Source organism: Actinopolyspora mzabensis, assembly GCF_900101095.1.
GTDB lineage: Bacteria > Actinomycetota > Actinomycetes > Mycobacteriales > Pseudonocardiaceae > Actinopolyspora > Actinopolyspora mzabensis.
Window position 1 is genome coordinate 212,760 of record NZ_FNFM01000012.1, and the last position, 16,763, is coordinate 229,522.

A 16,763-nucleotide genomic window follows, 5' to 3' on the forward strand; every position below is an offset into this window, starting at 1 on the left:
ACGGTGGTCAGATGTCGTAGTGCAGCTGGGGGATTCCGGTGCGCGGATGACGGACGATCGAGGGGGCGACGCCGAACGCCTCGTTGATCAGCTCCGGGGTGAGCACTTCGGTGGGCGTACCGATGTGCAGCACCATCCCGTTCGCGAGCACGGCGAGCCGGTCACAGGTGGCGGCCGCGAGGTTGAGGTCGTGCATGGCGATCAGCCCGGTGGTCGAGTCCGTGCGCAGCTGGCGAAGCAGCTGGATCTGGTGGTGTATGTCGAGGTGGTTGGTCGGCTCGTCGAGGACCAGCACGCGGGGTTGTTGCGCGAAGGCCCTGGCGAGCAGCACCCGCTGACGTTCACCACCGGACAGCGACAGCACGCCGCGGTCTGCGAGGTGCACGACGTCGGCGCGATGCATCGCCTCCTCGCAGACGGCGCGTTCCTCGATGGTCAGCGGCTGGTTGCCACGGTGGTGCGGGAACCTGCCGAGTTCGACGATCTCTGCGACGGTGAAGTCGAGATCGTTGCTGCTCTCCTGCGGGACAGCGGCGATGTGCCGGGCTGACTCGCGCGTTGCGAGGGTGGAGATATCGGCACCGTCGAGCAGCACCGCTCCCCTGCTCGGCCGCAGCGCCCGGTATACGCACCGCAACGCGGTGGATTTGCCGCTGCCGTTCGGTCCGACGAGTCCGAGGACTTCCCCTTCCGCCGTTTCGATGTTCAGATCGCGGACGAGCTCGGCTCCCGCGAGGTGCACCGACAGGTCGTCGAGTGTGATCGACATTCACCGACCTCCGAACAGGTAGCCACGGCGTCGCAGCAGAATGATGAACACCGGAACCCCGATCAGCGCCGTGATCACGCCGAGCGGCAGTTCCCGTGGTGCGAACAGCGTCCGTGACGCGAGGTCGACCCAAACGAGGAAGATCGCACCGATCAGCGGTGCGATGGTCAGCACTCGACGATGGTTGGCACCGACCAGCAGTCGCACGAGATGGGGGATGACGAGACCGACGAAGCCGACCGCACCGCTGACCGCCACCAGACATCCGGTCACGATCGCCGTGAGCAGGAAGAGTCTTTTGCGCACGGCGGTGGCGTCCATGCCCAGTCCCGCGGCGGTCTCGTCGCCGAGTGCCAGCACGTCGAGCGAGCGGGAGTTCCACAGCAGCAACCCTGTGGCCAGAACGACGGTGGCAGCGGCCAGCGGGAGACCGGACCAGGTGGCGCTGCCCAGACTGCCCATCAACCAGAACAGCACCGTGCGGGCGGAGTCGCTGAAGGGAGCGAAGAACACGATCGCGCTCATCAACGACTGGAACCCGTAGGCGAGGGCGACACCGGTGAGTACGAGGCGAAGCGGAGTGAGTCCGGATTTGCCGCGCGCGGCGAGGTAGACGAGGGCCGAGGCGCCCAGCGCTCCCAGCAGTGCGGCGGTGGACAGCGCGTAGACCCCCAGGCCGGCGAACAGTCCGAACGAGACCACGGCGCTGGCGCCGACCGAGGCTCCGGACGAGACCCCGAGGATGAAGGGGTCGGCGAGCGCGTTGCGCACGGTGGCCTGGATCGCCACGCCGACGACGCTGAGGCCCGCTCCCACTACCGCCGCGAGCAGCACTCGCGGAGTGCGCACCTGCCAGATGATCGAATACCCGCTCGCGTCGGCCGCGTCGATCGTCCCTCCGGTGATGGCGGCGGCGAGGTAGCGCACGGTATCGGGCAGCGGTACGGGAGCCGGGCCGAGAGTGATACCGACCAGGGTCGAGATCGCCAGCACCACCACCAACGACAGAACCGTCGTGAGCAGGCTCTTTTCCCGGCGGCTCGCCGATGGGATCGACTGGTTGTCCGATGTCGGCGCCTGGTCCAAGCTGGCCTGTCTATCCGGACTGGACTGGGTATCCGATGTCGGCTGGGTATCCGATGTGGTCACTGTGCGCGCTCCGGCTTCGAAACTCCGTGGGGCGGGTGCGGGGGATAGAGGTCGGTTTTGGTGGTCGCTTAGGATGCATCCTAGAAAACGACAATCATTTTCGTCTACGGTTGGTGTTCATTGGGAGAACAGTCACAATGCCGCCACGTTCCGCGACCGTCGGTGATATCCGAAGTGGACGATCGGGGAACGTTCTCCCTTGCATCCCCGTAGGCACGTGCGACGGGAGCAGAACCGGTGACATCCGCGCAGAAACAGTCCGAGGAAACCCCGACGCGACGGTCGCTGCTTCGAGAGCCGCACTTCCTGCGGCTGTGGGCGGGAACGACCGCTTCCGGACTCGCCACGTGGGCACTGCCCTTCGTGCTCGGCCTGGCCGTACTCGACGGGACCATCGGCGCCGTGACGCTCGGCGTACTGCTCGCGACGCGCACGGCGGGTTTCCTGCTCGCCGTACCCGTCGGAGGCGTGCTGGCCGACCGCTACACCAGTCGAACGGTCGTGACGCTGTCCGGACTCATCGCGGCCGTGGCCACGTTCGTCATCCCGATCGGGTTGGGGAGCTCGCAACCATTGATGGCAGCGGCGGCCGCCCTGGTCGGAGCCGGACAAGGGGCGTGCAGGCCCGCGTTCCAGGCCCTGACCGCCGAGGTGGTCGACTCGGCGCGACTGCAACAGGCCAACGCCGCGCGGACCTTGTCGGTGAGGGTGACGACGCTGGTCGCGCCGGGTTCGACCGCGTTGGCGGCCACCACTGTCGACACCGGCACCCTACTGTTGCTCACCGGTGGCCTCTGGTTGGTGGCGGCGTGGTTGCCTCCCGCCGGACGCAGGAATGCCGGAGGCTCCTCGCGCGAGGGCGGCCTCCCGTTCGTCTCCGAGTTCACCGAGGGATTGCGCGAGGCGCGCAGGCACCCCTGGTTCCTGGCGGGGCTGGCCGCGTTGGCCACCGTCATCACCACCGGTTACTCCGCCACCGGGGTCGTTCTGCCGTTGATCAGTCGCGATCGCTACGGAACCGAGGCGGTACTGGCCGCCGCGCTGACCGCTTACACCGCCGGGGCGCTGCTCGGTGCGCTGCTCGTCGCGCGGTGGCGACCCCGTTCGCAGGGATTCTGGGCACTGGCGGGATTGGCCGGTTACGGCTTCGCCCCACTCGGGCTGCTGCTGCCGGTGCCCCCGGTGCTACTCGTGGCAGGCTACGTGTTGGCGGGTATCGGGATCGAGCTGTTCAACGTCCCGTGGTTCACCGCGACCCAGCGTGAGGTGGCACCGGACAAGCTGGCGCGCGTGTCCGCCCTGGACTTCCTGGTCTCCTACGGACTGGCACCGCTGGGACTGGCACTGATCGCACCCGCCGTGACACTCGTCGGGAACTTCTGGGTGCTGGTGGTGTGCGCGGCGGCGTGTTTCGCGGCACCCGCATTGGCCGCGACGGCCCCCGGCGCACGGTATTTCACCCACCCATCGACGGCGTCCGAGGCGCCGGGAAAGCGCGAGACGGTTCCCAACGAATGAACCCGGCAGAAGCCGCCACCGGGGCCGACCAGGCGTCCGGTGACGAGCGAGCCGCCGAGCTCACTCGACGGGGCGAGGAGACAGCGGCGGCACTGTCACCGTGGTCGGTTTTCCCGGAGAGCTCGCACGCGCCCCCACCTGGTTGCAGGAGGAGATCCTCGCAGGACCACTGCACGCCTACACTCCGAGGACGGTCGTGGATACGGGCGAGCTCCGGGCGATGCTGGCCGAAGTACGCCGAAGCGGGATCGCGCTGTGCCGCGGTTTCATCGCCACCCGCGCCACGGGTGTGGACGGGCCGCTGCGGACCCCGAACCACACCGTCGTCGCGGCACTGTCGATGATCGTGCCCAACGACGAACAGGCACGGACGCACGTGCCCGCCCTGCAGGCGGCGACACGGGGCATCTCTCACACGAGGGCCGGGCACGATCACGAGGCGCATCGCGGTATCTCCCGCTGCTCCCGGAGGGGGCCAGCCCTGTCCGGGTACCGAACGCCCGACGCGCTCCCCCGAGCACGCGCCCCGTCCGCGCTCAACTCACCCTCGAAGCTCGGGGTCTCAGTCCACGCCCTGGGGCGAGTCCGGGACCACCGTGGGTAAGCCTGCCATCACGGCGCGGAACTCACCGGCCAGCGAGCTGCTGCCCGGCGGGACGGAACGCCACCTGCGCTGCGCTTCGGCGGAGACGGCTCCGAACACCTCGACGGCCAGGTGGATCTCGGAATACCGCTCCGGGGCGTACGCGGGATGCCGCTCGACCAAGGCGGCCAGCCGGTCCCGCATGTCGGCGCTGTGCAGCAACGCACGAGCACGAACCGACTCCACCCGGTCGATCTGCGCGCTCATCCTGCGGATGGCGTCCTCGCCGACCCGCTCGGACAGTTCCTCGAGCGCCTCGGTCATGGCGTCGGCGAACGTGACGAGCAGGGGTTCTTCGCCGAGGCGTTCGTCGACCCGGTCGAGGAAGGTGTGGTTGCCCTCGATCACCAGCCCGAGCAGCACGTCCTCCTTGCTCGGGAAGTAGCGGTAGATGGTCCGGTAGGACATCCCGATCCGTTCGGCGATGTCGGCCACGCCGACTTCCGAGAAACCGTACTCGTCGAACAGCTCGAGCGCGGCGTGGATCATCCGCAGTCGCCGGTCGTCCTTCTGCCGTTGCCGCAGCGATCCGCTCATGCCGTACGTCTCGTGAGCCTGCCGGCTTGGAAGAGGTGGGTGGCGGGACTGCCGGGACCACCGCCGGAGAACGCGAGAACCTCGTGCGCCCCGAAGAGCCGATCGGTAGCGATCAGCCGATCGTCGTCCAACCGGACGAGCTCGGTCACTCTCGGCTCGGGTTGCAGCTGCCGGGCCTCGGCGGTGAGCGCCTCAGAACGCGCCACGGCCGAGCCGTCCGGCCGCACGCTCACTTCCAGGGACATGGTCGAGGAGTCGAACCGACCCGCGAACCGGGTGGGGTCGACTTCCTCGGGGCGTTCCGGCGGGGTGGGCAGCTGGGGTGGTCGAAGCCCGACGAGCCGCTCGGCGATCCGCGCGACGACCTCACGATGGAAGGCGGCGTTCTCCCCGCCGTTGGCGTGCGAGGCGAGAGCGATACCGGCCTCGGGAAGCACGCGCAGGCTACAACTCTGCCCGTAGGTGCCGCCGTCGTGCCCGACGACCCGTTGCCCGTCCCAGTCGAAGACCATCCAGCCGAGTCCGAAGTGACCACCGAGCATGCCGATGTCCGGCACCGGGATGTGCGGGCGCCACATCCGTTCGACCGTCGCCGGGTCGAGCAGCTTCCCGCCACCGTCGAGATACGCCCCGGCGAAGGCCAACAGCTCGCGGGGAGCCATCGCCAGCACGGTGCCCGCGGGCGCGAGCGAGGCGGGCAGGTTCCAGAACGGGGCCGGTTCAGAAGTTCCGTCCCCACCGGGCACGTGTCCCACTGCCGTTCGGTGCAGCAGCGCCTCCTCCGGTGTGACCGCCCAGTTCCGCAGGCCGAGCGGCGTGCCGATGTGCTCGCGCAGCAGCTGAGTGAAGGGCTTGGCGCGCACCACCTCGGCGATCCTGCCGAGCACGGCGAAGCCGGAGTTGGAGTAGGACATGCCTTCGCCGGAAGGGAGGTCCTGCGGCAGCGTGGGCACGACGTCGTCGACGTAGCGCCGCACCGCGTCCTCGTCGCGCGTGGTGGGCACGAAGGCGTCACCGTAGATTCCCGAGGTGTGGGTGAGCAGCTGCCGGACGGTGATGCCCGCGCCAGCTCGCTCCTCGGCGAGTCGGAAGTCGGGCAGGTAACGCGTGACCGGGGCGTCGAGCTCGATCAGTCCTTCCTCGACCAGCTGCATCACCAGCGTGCTCGTCCACAGCTTGGTCACCGAACCGATCTGGAACAGCGAGTCCGCGGTGGCCGGAACACCGGTGCGCAGATTGAGCTCGCCCGCCGCCGCCTCGGCGACCTGGTCGTCGGCGAGCACTCCGACGGCCGCACCGGGCACCCCGTGCCGCCGAGCGAGCTCGGGCAGGTTCTCGTCCAACCAGGTCCGCAGGCCCGACAGATCCGTCATCGCCACTCCTTCCACTGCCCGACATTTTGTGTCAATTGATGACTAATGTCAATCAGTGACAGTTTTGTGGGATGAGGTCCGCCACCTCGACGCCGGCTCAATAGGTCTTCTCCGAGAGCATCGGCGGAGCCGAGAACACTCGTTGCGCCTTCCTGGTCAGCCCGATTCCCACTACGAAGGCGACCACGACCAGCCACGAGGAGACGTTGAGCTGCGCGGTACCGGAAAGCCCGTGGCCGAGGTTGCAACCGCCCGCGAGCAACGCACCGAAACCGAGCAGGAAGCCCCCGAACAGCAACCGCAGATAGCGCACTCGTGTCTCACCGCGCAACCACCATCCTCCTGCCGTCCGGGCAGCGAGGAATCCGCCGAGGACGATTCCGCAGAGGAACGTGACGAGCCACCAATTGACATCGCCCGCCGCGACACCGCTCACCGCACCCACGGTGCTCGCGCCGAAGCTCGCTCCTCCCAACCCGGCCAGTAGCCACGATGCGACGGCGACCACGGCGAGAGCGACGCCCGCGAAGGGCCAGCGCCACTGCCAGGCGTACTGCCGATGATCACCCCCGCGCCATCGCCAACCGAGCACGACCACCAACGCCGCGAACGGTATCGCCACGACCGCACGGGGAACGCCCAGCACACCCGGCAACGTCCCGTCGATTCCGCCCGGCAGTACCGTCGGCCCCGGTAGTCGCACCCTGCTCGCCGCGAGCTCGCCGCATGCCCACCCGCCCAGCCCGACGAGAGCGCCGAGCATGCCGGAGCCGAGCTTGAAGAACAGGCCCGAGACGCAACTGGCGGCCACGGCCATACCGATACCGAAGATCAGACCGCCGAGGAGGTTGCCTACCGGATTCAGCGGCAGGCCGGTATTGAGACCTCGCCCCACCGGAGTCGCGTACAGCACCGTCAGGCCGACCGAGGTCAACGCCACCGCGAGCAACCAAGCGCGGGCCAGGGCGAATCTTCGTTCGTACATCCCGGCGAAGATCGCGTGGAAGCACAACCGGCCTCGCTGCAGTACGTAGCCGAAGAGCACCCCGGCTACGAGTCCCGTGACCATCGCCAGGATCATGCCGCATCACACTCACTACGGTCCGGTGCTGTTCGGCGCCGCCATCATATGCGGACGCGACCTCACGCGGCACGGAATCCGACTCGGGGGTGTCACGCGGAAGCTACTGGGCCCCGAGCTCCGCGCGGGGCTCGGGGCATCGTCCGCGATGGCCGAACGAATCAGCTCCCCGGAGGCCACTCGCCTGTGTGGGGACTCCGCACCGGCTTCACTTCGCCGGTGTGGCGCACCGCGCCGACCGCTCGGCCGAGCGCGTCCACGGCCAGGTGATCAGCGCCCAGGCCGCGATGCCCACCGCGAACTCGACGGCGAGGTACCACGGCCACGGCCCCATGACGTCCAGCAGCGAGGGGTTGGCGGGCTTGGCGTTGAGGAAACCGTAGTTGGCCCCGGTGAGCAGGTTGAACCCGAACACGGCCACGCCCCACGCCACCGTGACGCTGGCGGTGTTCGCCAGGCTGCGCCAGCCGGGACGCAGCCCCAAACCCCAGGTCAAATAGATCGCTGCCCACACCACGAGGATGTGCTGGGTCCAGAAGTCGACGAAGTCGACGTGCGGAAAACCGGGAGCGTCCAGCGCCGGAGTGATCATGGCCTGCGGGTTGAGCGTGAGCCCCCAGTAGTACGTCAGCGAGTACGCCCACTGCCGCCGCGTCCACAACGCGTAAACCGCCACGATCCAGGTGAAGTCGGACAGGTGCAACGGCAGCGAGACATCGATGTCCCACTGCGACGGCAGCACTCGGTAGATCTGCATCGCCACGGCGAACAACCCCAACAACAACGCGAACGCCCTGGCGAACAGCACCTCCGAGCGCGTTCCGCGCTGTCGGCGTCCGGCCCGGACGAGCAGCACCGCCCCCACTGCCGCCACCCCGAGAAGAACCCAGTGGGAGACGCCGTAAGGAGTAAACGTTTCCGCCTCGACCGATGCGCTCACAGCGTGAGGATGCCAGTGGAATCGGACGAGGCACGCGCAAGGACACGCGACGAGGTCTCCGACCAGCGATCGAGACCGACTCAGGTACGTCGAAGCAACCGGTCATGCGAACGGCGCCGGGATGCTGTATGCCGCTGGGAACCAGCGTCTCTCACGCCTTGTGACTGATCCGTTACCAACAAAATACCTGATCTCTCCTACAATCCTCACAGGGCCGTGTCGGACCGCATCGGCGCGAAACAGCGGTGGTGACGCGGTCTCAGAAGGACGAGGTGCCCACGTTGGGGAGACGGTCACGATGAAGGAATCACTGCAGGAGGGTCTCAAGCACCGGTTGAGCTTTACCGTGCCTGAAACCAAGACCGTACCGGCTCTCTACCCCGAAGCCACCGAGTTTCAGCACATGCCGCGTGTATTCGCCACGGGTTTTCTGGTCGGCCTGGTGGAGTGGGCCTGTATCCAGGCAGTTATCCCCCATCTGGACTGGCCGGAGGAGCAGACCGTCGGAATCCACGTCGATCTCAGCCACGAAGCAGCGACCCCACCCGGCCTGGAGGTGACAGTCGATGTGGAGTTGGTCGCCGTGAATCGGAAACAGCTGACGTTCACGGTCACGGCGGACGACGGCGTCGATACGATTTGCCGTGGTCGACATCAGCGAAGCGTCATCAACACCGAGCGTTTCAGCGACCGGGCGGCGAGCAAGCAAGCGACAACGGAAGACACCAGCAAGTGAATGCACCAGAACGGGAATCGACCCCCGGTCCGGGTAACGGGGGGCTGTTCGACAGCCATCTCCACATCATCGACCCGCGCTTCCCCGTCACCGCCAACCAGGGGTACGTGCCACCCACTTTCACGGTCGACGACTACACCACGCACACCGCGCATCTCGACGTCACGGGCGGCGCGGTGGTTTCCGGTTCGTTCCAGGAGTTCGACCAGGAATACCTGTGTGAGGCACTGGCTCGGCTGGGGCCTGGTTTCGTCGGTGTGACCCAACTACCGGCCGATGTGACGAACGAACGGATTCTGGAACTGCAACATGCCGGAGTACGTGCGGTGCGGTTCAATGCCCGACGTGGCGGCGGAACGCCACTCGATCAACTCGACGAACTCGCACGACGCGTACACGAGATAGCCGGTTGGCACGTCGAGTGCTACGTCGATGCGCGGGAGCTGCACGAGCTCGCACCGACCTTGGCAGCTCTCCCCGCGGTCAGCATCGACCACCTCGGGCTCAATGCCGACGGACTGAATCACTTGCTGCGGCTGGTGGAGCGCGGCGCACGGGTGAAAGCCACCGGGTTCGGACGTTTCACAGGTGATGTCCCCACCGCCATGCGCGCCATCGCCGATGTCAACGAGAACGCACTCATTTTCGGCACCGACCTGCCATCGACACGGGCTCCCCGACCGTTCCGGGACAGTGACATCACCCTGGTACGCGAAACCTTCGAGGAATCACAGGCGAATCGAGTGCTGCACGACAACGCGGTGGACCTCTACCGCCCTCCCGCGTTCACCGATCCACCGAAGTAGAACCAGGTGCGCTGGTACCACCTCGGAATACGGCGTCACGACGGGGTGGGCACCTCGTCCGGACATGCCTGCTCCACCGATGTAGCGGCACCGGACGTTTCCACCACTCAACGAGTCACCGCATCGGCGGTATCTTTGATCATTTCGTAAGCCTCGTCGAAAGAATGTGCCCAGAAAACGAGTCCGTGACGTCGTACGTAGATTTTTTGGGAGTATTCGGCAGCTTCCGCCACCGATTCGGCCAGCGCCACACTGCCGTACTCCTGTGGCGGTATGACGGACACACCGAGCTTGTCCAGATCAGCATCTGGTATAAAATGATTGTGGACGACGAAACCGGCCGACAGTCGGATCGCGAGCAAATGGTGCATGTACGCCTCCACGGAGGCAGGTCCGAGTCCACGGCAACGCAGACCGTCTCCCTCCGCTCGTGTGATCTCGACGAAGTCCTCCGCGGTGAGGTCTTTGATGTAGGCGCCGCTGAGAGTGACGTATTGCCTTCCCTCGGCCAGAAAGCTGATATTACCGGCTGAATCGGTCTGATGAGCAAAACCACCGCCCAGACGACCGAGCTTCTTGGCATCTTCCAGCTCCTGGAAGTGGTCTCGATGATCGAGGGTCTCGCGCGTCAATGATATATCGATCCAACGCTTACTCTTCTTGTACTGAGACACATTCGGAGCCGAGGCGGCGGGAAATCCCTCCACCGGATCCGAGCGGTCGGCTCCTGTAAAGTATACTTGATCACGCACCCCGACGAAGCTTTCGACTTCCGCTCGAACCCGAACCGGATCGACACGCTCGAAGAGGACATCAGCTATCCATTCAGCGGCTTGGTCCATCTCCGCTGCGCCCCATCCTCTCCGAGTGACCTCTTGAACTCCGAGCCGTAGAGCATCGACATGCTTGAAAGCGGGACTGCGATTGACCGAGATGTTCGCGGCCAGCAGACGATCCATCAGCATCGGGCCGCTGCCGATGTCTCTCGTGTCGACGAACAGCATGTGGTTCCGGGTGAAGCCGCGGCTCTTCGCCACGACCGGGACCCCACGTCGGTCAAGCCCACGGGCAAGGTACTGAGCGTTGTCCAAGACCTGCTGCGCGTAGTTCGCACCTTCGTAATAGGTTTCGTGCAACGCGATGAACAATGCGAGCGTCGAGGCGGTGTGCTGACTGCTGACCATGCCGTTCGACAAAACGTAGCTGATTCGCTCCATCAGGCCGCGATCTCTCCCCAAAATCAGACCTTTCTGGGGCCCATAGAATGTTTTGTGCGTATTTGCCTGGAGTACGTCGGCTCCTTCCTCCAGAGGGTTTTGAAACTTCCCACCAGCGATCAGACCGAGCGTGTGGGAGGCGTCGTATATCAAGGGCGCCCCGCCTGCCATACGTTTGAGCTCACGCACCGGGAACGGAAACAGATAGTTCATCGCGTCGATGTAGAGCAACGCGGGGCGCTCGCTTTCGATCACTTCCTCGGTTCTCTCAAGGTCGATCTCGCTGATATCGCGGAAGACATAGGTACAGCTCTCCCTGCCGAAACTTCTACATATCAACTCTGTGAGAAAATGACCACCATCCTTCGTGGAGATGCGCATAATCCTATCTCCCGGACTCGTCAACGCGGAAAATGTTGTCTGCATGGCATGCAACCCGGACAGACAGCGGAACTCCGCGTACGCCCCACCGAACATCCGATTGCACACCTCGGAGGCCGAGTCCTCGATGTGATTGATTCCGTCGAGACCGCGAAACAGGAAATTATTGAGACGCGACGGAGAATCCTGACGCATGTCCAGATGTTCTAGCAAATAGCGATTGGCGAGCGGACTGGACAGAACCTGCTGAGCGAACGGAGAGAGAACAGTCTCGTTCGCCGTGAGATGCAGAACGGATTCGGACCTCTTCTCCTCCGAACTCACCAACCGGGATATTTCCGACAATGAAAGCGGTTCTCTTTCCCGCGAAAGCACCTAAATCCCATCCCTTTCGACGTTAGCGACGTGAAGAATGCATCAATTCTAAAGCGGCAGCCGTTCGCTTTGTCAACGAAGCCGAGAGTACATTTTTGAATGCCAGGGGTAGTAGTCGAAAATGTGACCACGGTGAAGGCGCACCCTCGCAAAATCAGGGCAGACCGACCGTCTCCTCCCGAGGAGGCGTATCGGGGTAACCACTCCTCGGTGTGCGGTGAACCGTTTGATCCACTGTGTCCGAATCATCAAGAGCGACAGTCGATATAGCGGAGTTCACCCACGTGAGCAGGGGACCCGAACCGGGCAACCCACAGAGACGTTTCGCCATGTTCCCGTATTCCGAGTCGTTCGGCCCGCGTACCGGAGTGAGACACCCAGCCGACCACACGGACCGATCCGTGCACTCCCGAGAGAAGGCCCGTCACGCACCGCTACTGCTTACTCCCACCACAGCCGGTCTCGACCCAACTGCCTCCGCCGCGCACAGGCGCACAGGATTTGAACCGAAAGCACCACGTTCGAACAACGGCATCTGACCGGCGAGGACGAGCGAATCACCTCATTGAGCATCGGAACCCTCGTGGCCGCGTCCAGCACAGCACCACAGGGATTCCTCCCGGAGTGGTCTTTCCAGGATCAATGGACGATATACTTATCTAGTCACGGTGGGAAACGATCTGATCGAAGCTCAACACCCCCATCTCCAACGATTTGTTCACCGCCTCTGTACGTGATTTCGTCTGCAGCTTGGAATATATATTTGTGAGATGCCTCTTCACCGTGCCGACGGTAATGTAAAGCCTTCGCGATATTTCGTTGTTGCTGGAACCTTTCGCCACCATGGCCAGTATCTCCCGCTCCCGCACGGAGAGTCCTGATTTCTCGTACAACTGCTTCGAATCGGACCTCGAAACACTGATGATCACGTGATCGTTGTGCGAGCTGGCGGATCTTATGGTTCCGATCAATTCTTCGGATGTCGAATTTTTGTACACGTAAGCTTCGGCGCCGGCCTGCAGCATGAAAGCAAGCAGACGAGGATTCCCTCCACTGTGGAGAACGATTATCTTCGCATGCGGCGACATGAAACGAAGGGTCGAAAATCTCTCGAATGGAGACTCCCTGAGCAAATCCCCGTCAACAAGGACTACATCGGTTTTTTCCATGACGTCGAGCGACTGCGCGGCATCATCCATGTTTGCGAACTCAGCCGAAACGGAAAAATCCGGACAAGCCTGAAGAATACGAAAAACGCCTTGCCGAAATAATGTATTGCCATCGATGAGCACCAAGTTCAAACCTGCGGTCACGGCCATTCAAATCCCCTACAAAGATCCGGCATACTACCGTGCTCTTCTGTGATATTTTGCATATTTTTTCGCGGTTTGATACCACCAAAAGGTGGAAACACAATACTGTACTGCAAGCGCAGTATCCGCGTTCCGCCGTAAGAAGATACGCAGCAGTGCAAAATACTTGGCCGGTACGGCGCACAGAGCTGTGCGCCGTTTTGACAACAAGCTTGTTACACTATGTGTTCACTACATCACATGCCCCCTGAACTGCAACGATCCCAACATCGACCAGGACCGACAGCCGAACCACACCGCCGAACAACCGGTCAAACATGCACACCGTCCGAACGCTCACAGGTGTGGGGGGAGGGACCAGCACCGCACCGACACCAGTTTTCGAGTCACTCGGCCACCCCCGCGGGGCCGCCCTCCGACACCCTCCATGACCTTCTAGCGCCTCGACGCTGCTACCCGACCGGCATCCGCCATCCGGTAGCCGGCACGCTCCGGCTGTCCACCTGTCGCCCGTCGGGCATCCCACGAGAACAACCTGATCCACCAGCAACCATGCCTGTCAGGAAAAGACCGGGAACCACGTCACAAAACTGATTTCAGCCTCTCCCGTAAATCCCTTCCTCAGTGATAACGGCCGTAATGAGCTCTGCGGGAGTGACATCGAAGGCAGGATTCTCGACATCGGTGGACAGGACAGCGGATCCGTTATCACCGGTAATAATAACTTCTTCCTCGGAACGTTGCTCGATAGGAATATCGTCACCGGTTGATATTTCGAGGTCAATGGTGGAGTAAGGTGCGACGACCACGAAAGGAACACCGAAGTGACGCGCAGCGACCGCCAACTGCATGGTCCCTATCTTGTTGGCCGTATCACCGTTGCGCGCGATGCGGTCGGCACCGACGACCACGCAGTCGATACAACCTCTTCCGATGAGATGCGTAGCTGCCGAGTCGACGAAGAGCGTATGCGGGATCCCGGCCATGTCCAGTTCCCATGTTGTCAGCCGCGCACCTTGCAACAGCGGCCTGGTCTCGGAGCAGTAAACGTGCGCGAGTGTACCGCGGGAGTACATTTCCATGATCGCGCCAAGCGCGGTACCGGTGCTGTAAGTCGCCAACCAGCCGGTGTTGCAGTGTGTCATGACCCGGGTCGGAGAGGTCTCGACCTGTTCGACCAAGAAGTCCGCGGTGATACGTGCGAGGGTCTCGTTGGAATCCGCTATCTCCCCAAGGATGGCATTGGCTTCGTCAGCGAGTGCTGACAACCCCCCGTCCAGGGAAGTGATCATTCTGCGTACCGCCCAGCTGAGATTGACCGCGGTTGGCCGAGCGGATTCGATCCGTCGCGCCTCGCTTTCGATTTCGAGCGTATCGAGTTCTCCGTCCCGTTGATACCGGGTCGCTGCCAGCAACACTCCCAAAGCACCTGCCGCGGCGATACTGGGCGCACCCCTGATCGACAATCTCCGCAATTCACCGATCAGCTGATCGACCGTGGTGATCTCGATTTGCTCACAGTGATGCGGCAACGCCGCTTGATTCACGGCGATTATTTTTCCAGATTCCCAGGCGACGCTTTTCACTACAACCTCCTGGTCGAAGTTCTCTGCTGCGTCGGGCCTGGGGCACTACTCGGTCATAGAATCACCGACCGTGGGGTAGGTCATGGTCAGAACCGTGTCGACCTCCGAGCTGATCGCCTCGTAGAAATGAGAAACATCGGCACAGAAGACGATGAAGTCACCTTGGGCGCCTCGTTGCGGACTGCTGACCGGACCGAGGGACAACTCACCCGATGCAACAAAAATGTGTTCAATTGTTCCGGCAGAGTGCGGCGGACTTTCGATTTTTTGCCCGATCCCTCGCAGCCGAAGCCGCCACGTCTCGACGGCCATGTTCCCCACGATCCGCTGGAGACGTTCCTGTTTGTAGGAATCGGAGCTCATCAGGCTGCCCTCCGACGACCTGTGGGACACCGTGGGACTCGGCCCGTCAGACGGAACCAGCAGATCACCGAGCGGCAACCGGAGAGCCTGGGCAACGGCGGACAGTGTTTCTATCGTCGGGTTGGCCGTACCTGCTTCGATCGTGGACAGGGTTGATTTGCTGAAACCCGCTTGTTGAGCGAGTTCGGTGATGGTGACTCCGCGAGCCATCCGCATTGAGCGAATTCGAGTTGCGATGATGCTTATGTGCTCCTGCGTAAGCTCGTCCAGTGAGTTCTCCGGCACCAGCCCCACAGGTTTGTCCCCGTTCACGCTGCACATAGTAGTGTCCGGTGCGGGGCAGCGGCAATATCGCCACTCGGTACTCGCTGGCGGTGTCTCCTGGTACGGACGACGATCGGTTCGGCACGCGACAGGTCCGTTTGGTGATGTACGGCGTGGCTGCTCCCGTCGTGGTCGAAAACTTCAGTTCTTGATCAGTTCAGTATCGGTAGTGCTCCGGCTTGTACGGTCCTTCGACGTCGACTCCGATGTATTCGGCCTGGGCCTTGGTCATCTTGGTGAGGTTGACGCCGAGCGCGTCCAGGTGCAGCCGGGCGACCTTCTCGTCGAGGTGCTTGGGCAGCATGTAGACGTCGCGGTCGTACTCGTCGGTCTTGTTGAACAGCTCGATCTGGGCGATCGTCTGGTTGGTGAACGAGTTCGACATCACAAAGCTCGGGTGCCCGGTGGCGTTACCCAGGTTGAGCAGCCTGCCCTCGGACAGCACGATGACGGCGTGCCCGTCCGGGTAGGTGAACTCGTGCACCTGCGGCTTGATCTCGGTCTTGGTGATGCCGGGGGTCTTCTCCAGACCGGCCATGTCGATCTCGTTGTCGAAGTGGCCGATGTTGCCCACGATGGCGTTGTGCTTCATCCGGCTCATGTGCTCGGCCGTGATGACGTCGAAGTTGCCCGTGGTCGTGATGAAGATGTCGGCGGTGTCGACGACCTCCTCCATCGTCTTGACCTCGTAGCCCTCCATCGCGGCCTGCAGCGCGCAGATCGGGTCGATCTCGGTGACGATGACCCGGGCGCCCTGGCCACGCAGCGACTCGGCCGAACCCTTGCCGACATCACCGAAACCGCAGATCACAGCGACCTTACCGCCGATGAGCACATCGGTGGCACGGTTGATGCCATCCACCAGGGAGTGGCGGCAGCCGTACTTGTTGTCGAACTTCGACTTGGTGACCGAGTCGTTGACGTTGATCGCCGGGAACAACAGGTCACCGGACTTGACCAGCTCGTAGAGCTTGTGCACACCGGTGGTGGTTTCCTCGGTGACGCCCTTGATCTCCTTGGCGGCCTTGGTGAACCGCTGCTTGTCGTTGGCCAGGCTCTCACGCAGCACCGACAGCACGACCTTGAACTCGTCCGGATCGTCCTCGGTCGGCTGCGGCACAGCACCGGCCGTCTCGAACTCGACGCCCTTCTGGACCAGCATGGTGGCATCGCCACCGTCGTCCAGAATCATGTTCGGACCACGGTTGTCGGAAAAGCCCTGGAACAGCTGGTTGGTGCACCACCAGTACTCCTCCAACGTCTCACCCTTCCAGGCGAACACCGGGACACCGGCGGGCTTGTCCGGCGTGCCGTTCGGGCCAACCACCACGGCCGCGGCGGCCTCGTCCTGGGTAGAGAAGATGTTGCAGGACACCCAGCGCACCTCGGCACCCAGCTCCACCAACGTCTCGATCAAAACGGCGGTCTGCACGGTCATGTGCAGCGAACCCGCGATACGCGCACCCTTGAGCGGCTTGCTGTCCGCGTACTCCCGGCGAGTCGCCATCAGGCCGGGCATCTCGTGTTCAGCCAGCCGGATCTGGTGACGGCCGGACTCGGCCAACTTCGGATCCGCGATAGCGAACTCGATATTCCCTGCCTTCTGCAACTTCGGGCTCATGATTTCCCTTCCTCGTTTCCTCAATCGGGCA

Annotated in this window: 15 protein-coding genes; 4 read left to right on the forward strand and 11 right to left on the reverse strand. The window is 63.4% G+C overall.

The genetic code is table 11. The features are described from left to right. Positions 1 to 7: 7 nt before the first annotated feature. Both BLR41_RS20030 and BLR41_RS20035 read right to left on the reverse strand, forming a co-directional pair. A complete protein-coding gene (locus BLR41_RS20030; protein ID WP_092631490.1) occupies positions 8 to 769 on the reverse strand; it encodes an ABC transporter ATP-binding protein in 762 nt (253 codons plus the stop codon). After that, complete coding sequence (locus BLR41_RS20035) at positions 770 to 1,822, reverse strand: FecCD family ABC transporter permease (protein ID WP_092631598.1); 1,053 nt, start codon at positions 1,820 to 1,822, stop codon at positions 770 to 772. A 333-nt stretch (positions 1,823 to 2,155) separates the two neighbouring features. Between BLR41_RS20035 and BLR41_RS20040 the strand changes: the two genes are divergently transcribed. Both BLR41_RS20040 and BLR41_RS20045 read left to right on the forward strand, forming a co-directional pair. Next, on the forward strand, positions 2,156 to 3,436 hold the full coding sequence (locus BLR41_RS20040) for an MFS transporter (RefSeq protein WP_245694603.1): 1,281 nt from the start codon (positions 2,156 to 2,158) through the stop codon (positions 3,434 to 3,436). 100 nt (positions 3,437 to 3,536) lie between these two features. Continuing rightward, positions 3,537 to 4,040 (forward strand): IclR family transcriptional regulator domain-containing protein, encoded by a 504-nt coding sequence (locus BLR41_RS20045; protein ID WP_092631493.1) that lies wholly within the window; start codon positions 3,537 to 3,539, stop codon positions 4,038 to 4,040. Here BLR41_RS20045 and BLR41_RS20050 read toward each other — a convergent pair. The 4 genes from BLR41_RS20050 to BLR41_RS20065 all read right to left on the reverse strand — a co-directional run bounded on the left by BLR41_RS20050 (position 3,999) and on the right by BLR41_RS20065 (position 8,010). Further along, positions 3,999 to 4,616, reverse strand: a complete 618-nt coding sequence (locus BLR41_RS20050; RefSeq protein ID WP_092631496.1) for a TetR/AcrR family transcriptional regulator — start codon at positions 4,614 to 4,616, stop codon at positions 3,999 to 4,001. The genes BLR41_RS20045 and BLR41_RS20050 overlap by 42 nt on opposite strands. Further along, positions 4,613 to 5,989 (reverse strand): serine hydrolase domain-containing protein, encoded by a 1,377-nt coding sequence (locus BLR41_RS20055; RefSeq protein WP_092631499.1) that lies wholly within the window; start codon positions 5,987 to 5,989, stop codon positions 4,613 to 4,615. The genes BLR41_RS20050 and BLR41_RS20055 overlap by 4 nt, the downstream gene beginning before the upstream one ends. Positions 5,990 to 6,086: 97 nt before the next feature. Then, a complete protein-coding gene (locus BLR41_RS20060) occupies positions 6,087 to 7,070 on the reverse strand; it encodes a YeeE/YedE thiosulfate transporter family protein (RefSeq protein ID WP_092631502.1) in 984 nt (327 codons plus the stop codon). A gap of 208 nt (positions 7,071 to 7,278) precedes the next feature. Further along, positions 7,279 to 8,010 (reverse strand): YwaF family protein, encoded by a 732-nt coding sequence (locus BLR41_RS20065; RefSeq protein ID WP_092631505.1) that lies wholly within the window; start codon positions 8,008 to 8,010, stop codon positions 7,279 to 7,281. A gap of 298 nt (positions 8,011 to 8,308) precedes the next feature. Between BLR41_RS20065 and BLR41_RS20070 the strand changes: the two genes are divergently transcribed. Together BLR41_RS20070 and BLR41_RS20075 are read left to right on the forward strand one after the other, a co-directional pair. Beyond that, entirely contained in the window at positions 8,309 to 8,746 is a 438-nt protein-coding gene (locus BLR41_RS20070; RefSeq protein ID WP_092631508.1) for a thioesterase family protein, read from the forward strand. Then, positions 8,743 to 9,552 carry an amidohydrolase family protein gene (locus tag BLR41_RS20075; RefSeq protein WP_218120275.1) on the forward strand — a complete coding sequence of 270 codons (810 nt, stop codon included), beginning with the start codon at positions 8,743 to 8,745 and terminating at the stop codon, positions 9,550 to 9,552. The genes BLR41_RS20070 and BLR41_RS20075 overlap by 4 nt, the downstream gene beginning before the upstream one ends. A gap of 107 nt (positions 9,553 to 9,659) precedes the next feature. Here the strand turns inward: BLR41_RS20075 and BLR41_RS20080 are convergent, their stop codons facing one another. The 5 genes from BLR41_RS20080 to ahcY all read right to left on the reverse strand — a co-directional run bounded on the left by BLR41_RS20080 (position 9,660) and on the right by ahcY (position 16,732). Beyond that, positions 9,660 to 11,525 carry a fluorothreonine transaldolase gene (locus BLR41_RS20080; RefSeq protein ID WP_092631510.1) on the reverse strand — a complete coding sequence of 622 codons (1,866 nt, stop codon included), beginning with the start codon at positions 11,523 to 11,525 and terminating at the stop codon, positions 9,660 to 9,662. Between the two features lie 659 nt (positions 11,526 to 12,184). Continuing rightward, positions 12,185 to 12,844, reverse strand: coding sequence for a response regulator transcription factor (locus BLR41_RS20085; protein WP_092631513.1), 660 nt, complete (start codon positions 12,842 to 12,844; stop codon positions 12,185 to 12,187). Between the two features lie 590 nt (positions 12,845 to 13,434). Next, positions 13,435 to 14,424 carry an S-methyl-5-thioribose-1-phosphate isomerase gene (gene mtnA / locus BLR41_RS20090; protein WP_092631516.1) on the reverse strand — a complete coding sequence of 330 codons (990 nt, stop codon included), beginning with the start codon at positions 14,422 to 14,424 and terminating at the stop codon, positions 13,435 to 13,437. A gap of 45 nt (positions 14,425 to 14,469) precedes the next feature. After that, positions 14,470 to 15,099, reverse strand: coding sequence for a helix-turn-helix domain-containing protein (locus BLR41_RS20095; RefSeq protein WP_218120277.1), 630 nt, complete (start codon positions 15,097 to 15,099; stop codon positions 14,470 to 14,472). A gap of 169 nt (positions 15,100 to 15,268) precedes the next feature. Beyond that, positions 15,269 to 16,732 (reverse strand): adenosylhomocysteinase, encoded by a 1,464-nt coding sequence (gene ahcY, locus BLR41_RS20100; protein WP_092631522.1) that lies wholly within the window; start codon positions 16,730 to 16,732, stop codon positions 15,269 to 15,271. Between the last annotated feature and the right edge of the window lie 31 nt (positions 16,733 to 16,763).

Excerpts from the sequence above, each read along its gene's own strand:
- BLR41_RS20030 (WP_092631490.1), bottom strand. The coding sequence starts at position 769 with ATGTCGATCACACTCGACGACCTGTCGGTGCACCTCGCGGGAGCCGAG.
- BLR41_RS20050 (WP_092631496.1), bottom strand. The coding sequence starts at position 4,616 with ATGAGCGGATCGCTGCGGCAACGGCAGAAGGACGACCGGCGACTGCGG.
- BLR41_RS20055 (WP_092631499.1), bottom strand. The coding sequence starts at position 5,989 with ATGACGGATCTGTCGGGCCTGCGGACCTGGTTGGACGAGAACCTGCCC.
- BLR41_RS20060 (WP_092631502.1), bottom strand. The coding sequence starts at position 7,070 with ATGATCCTGGCGATGGTCACGGGACTCGTAGCCGGGGTGCTCTTCGGC.
- BLR41_RS20070 (WP_092631508.1), top strand. The coding sequence starts at position 8,309 with ATGAAGGAATCACTGCAGGAGGGTCTCAAGCACCGGTTGAGCTTTACC.
- BLR41_RS20085 (WP_092631513.1), bottom strand. The coding sequence starts at position 12,844 with ATGGCCGTGACCGCAGGTTTGAACTTGGTGCTCATCGATGGCAATACA.
- ahcY (WP_092631522.1), bottom strand. The coding sequence starts at position 16,732 with ATGAGCCCGAAGTTGCAGAAGGCAGGGAATATCGAGTTCGCTATCGCG.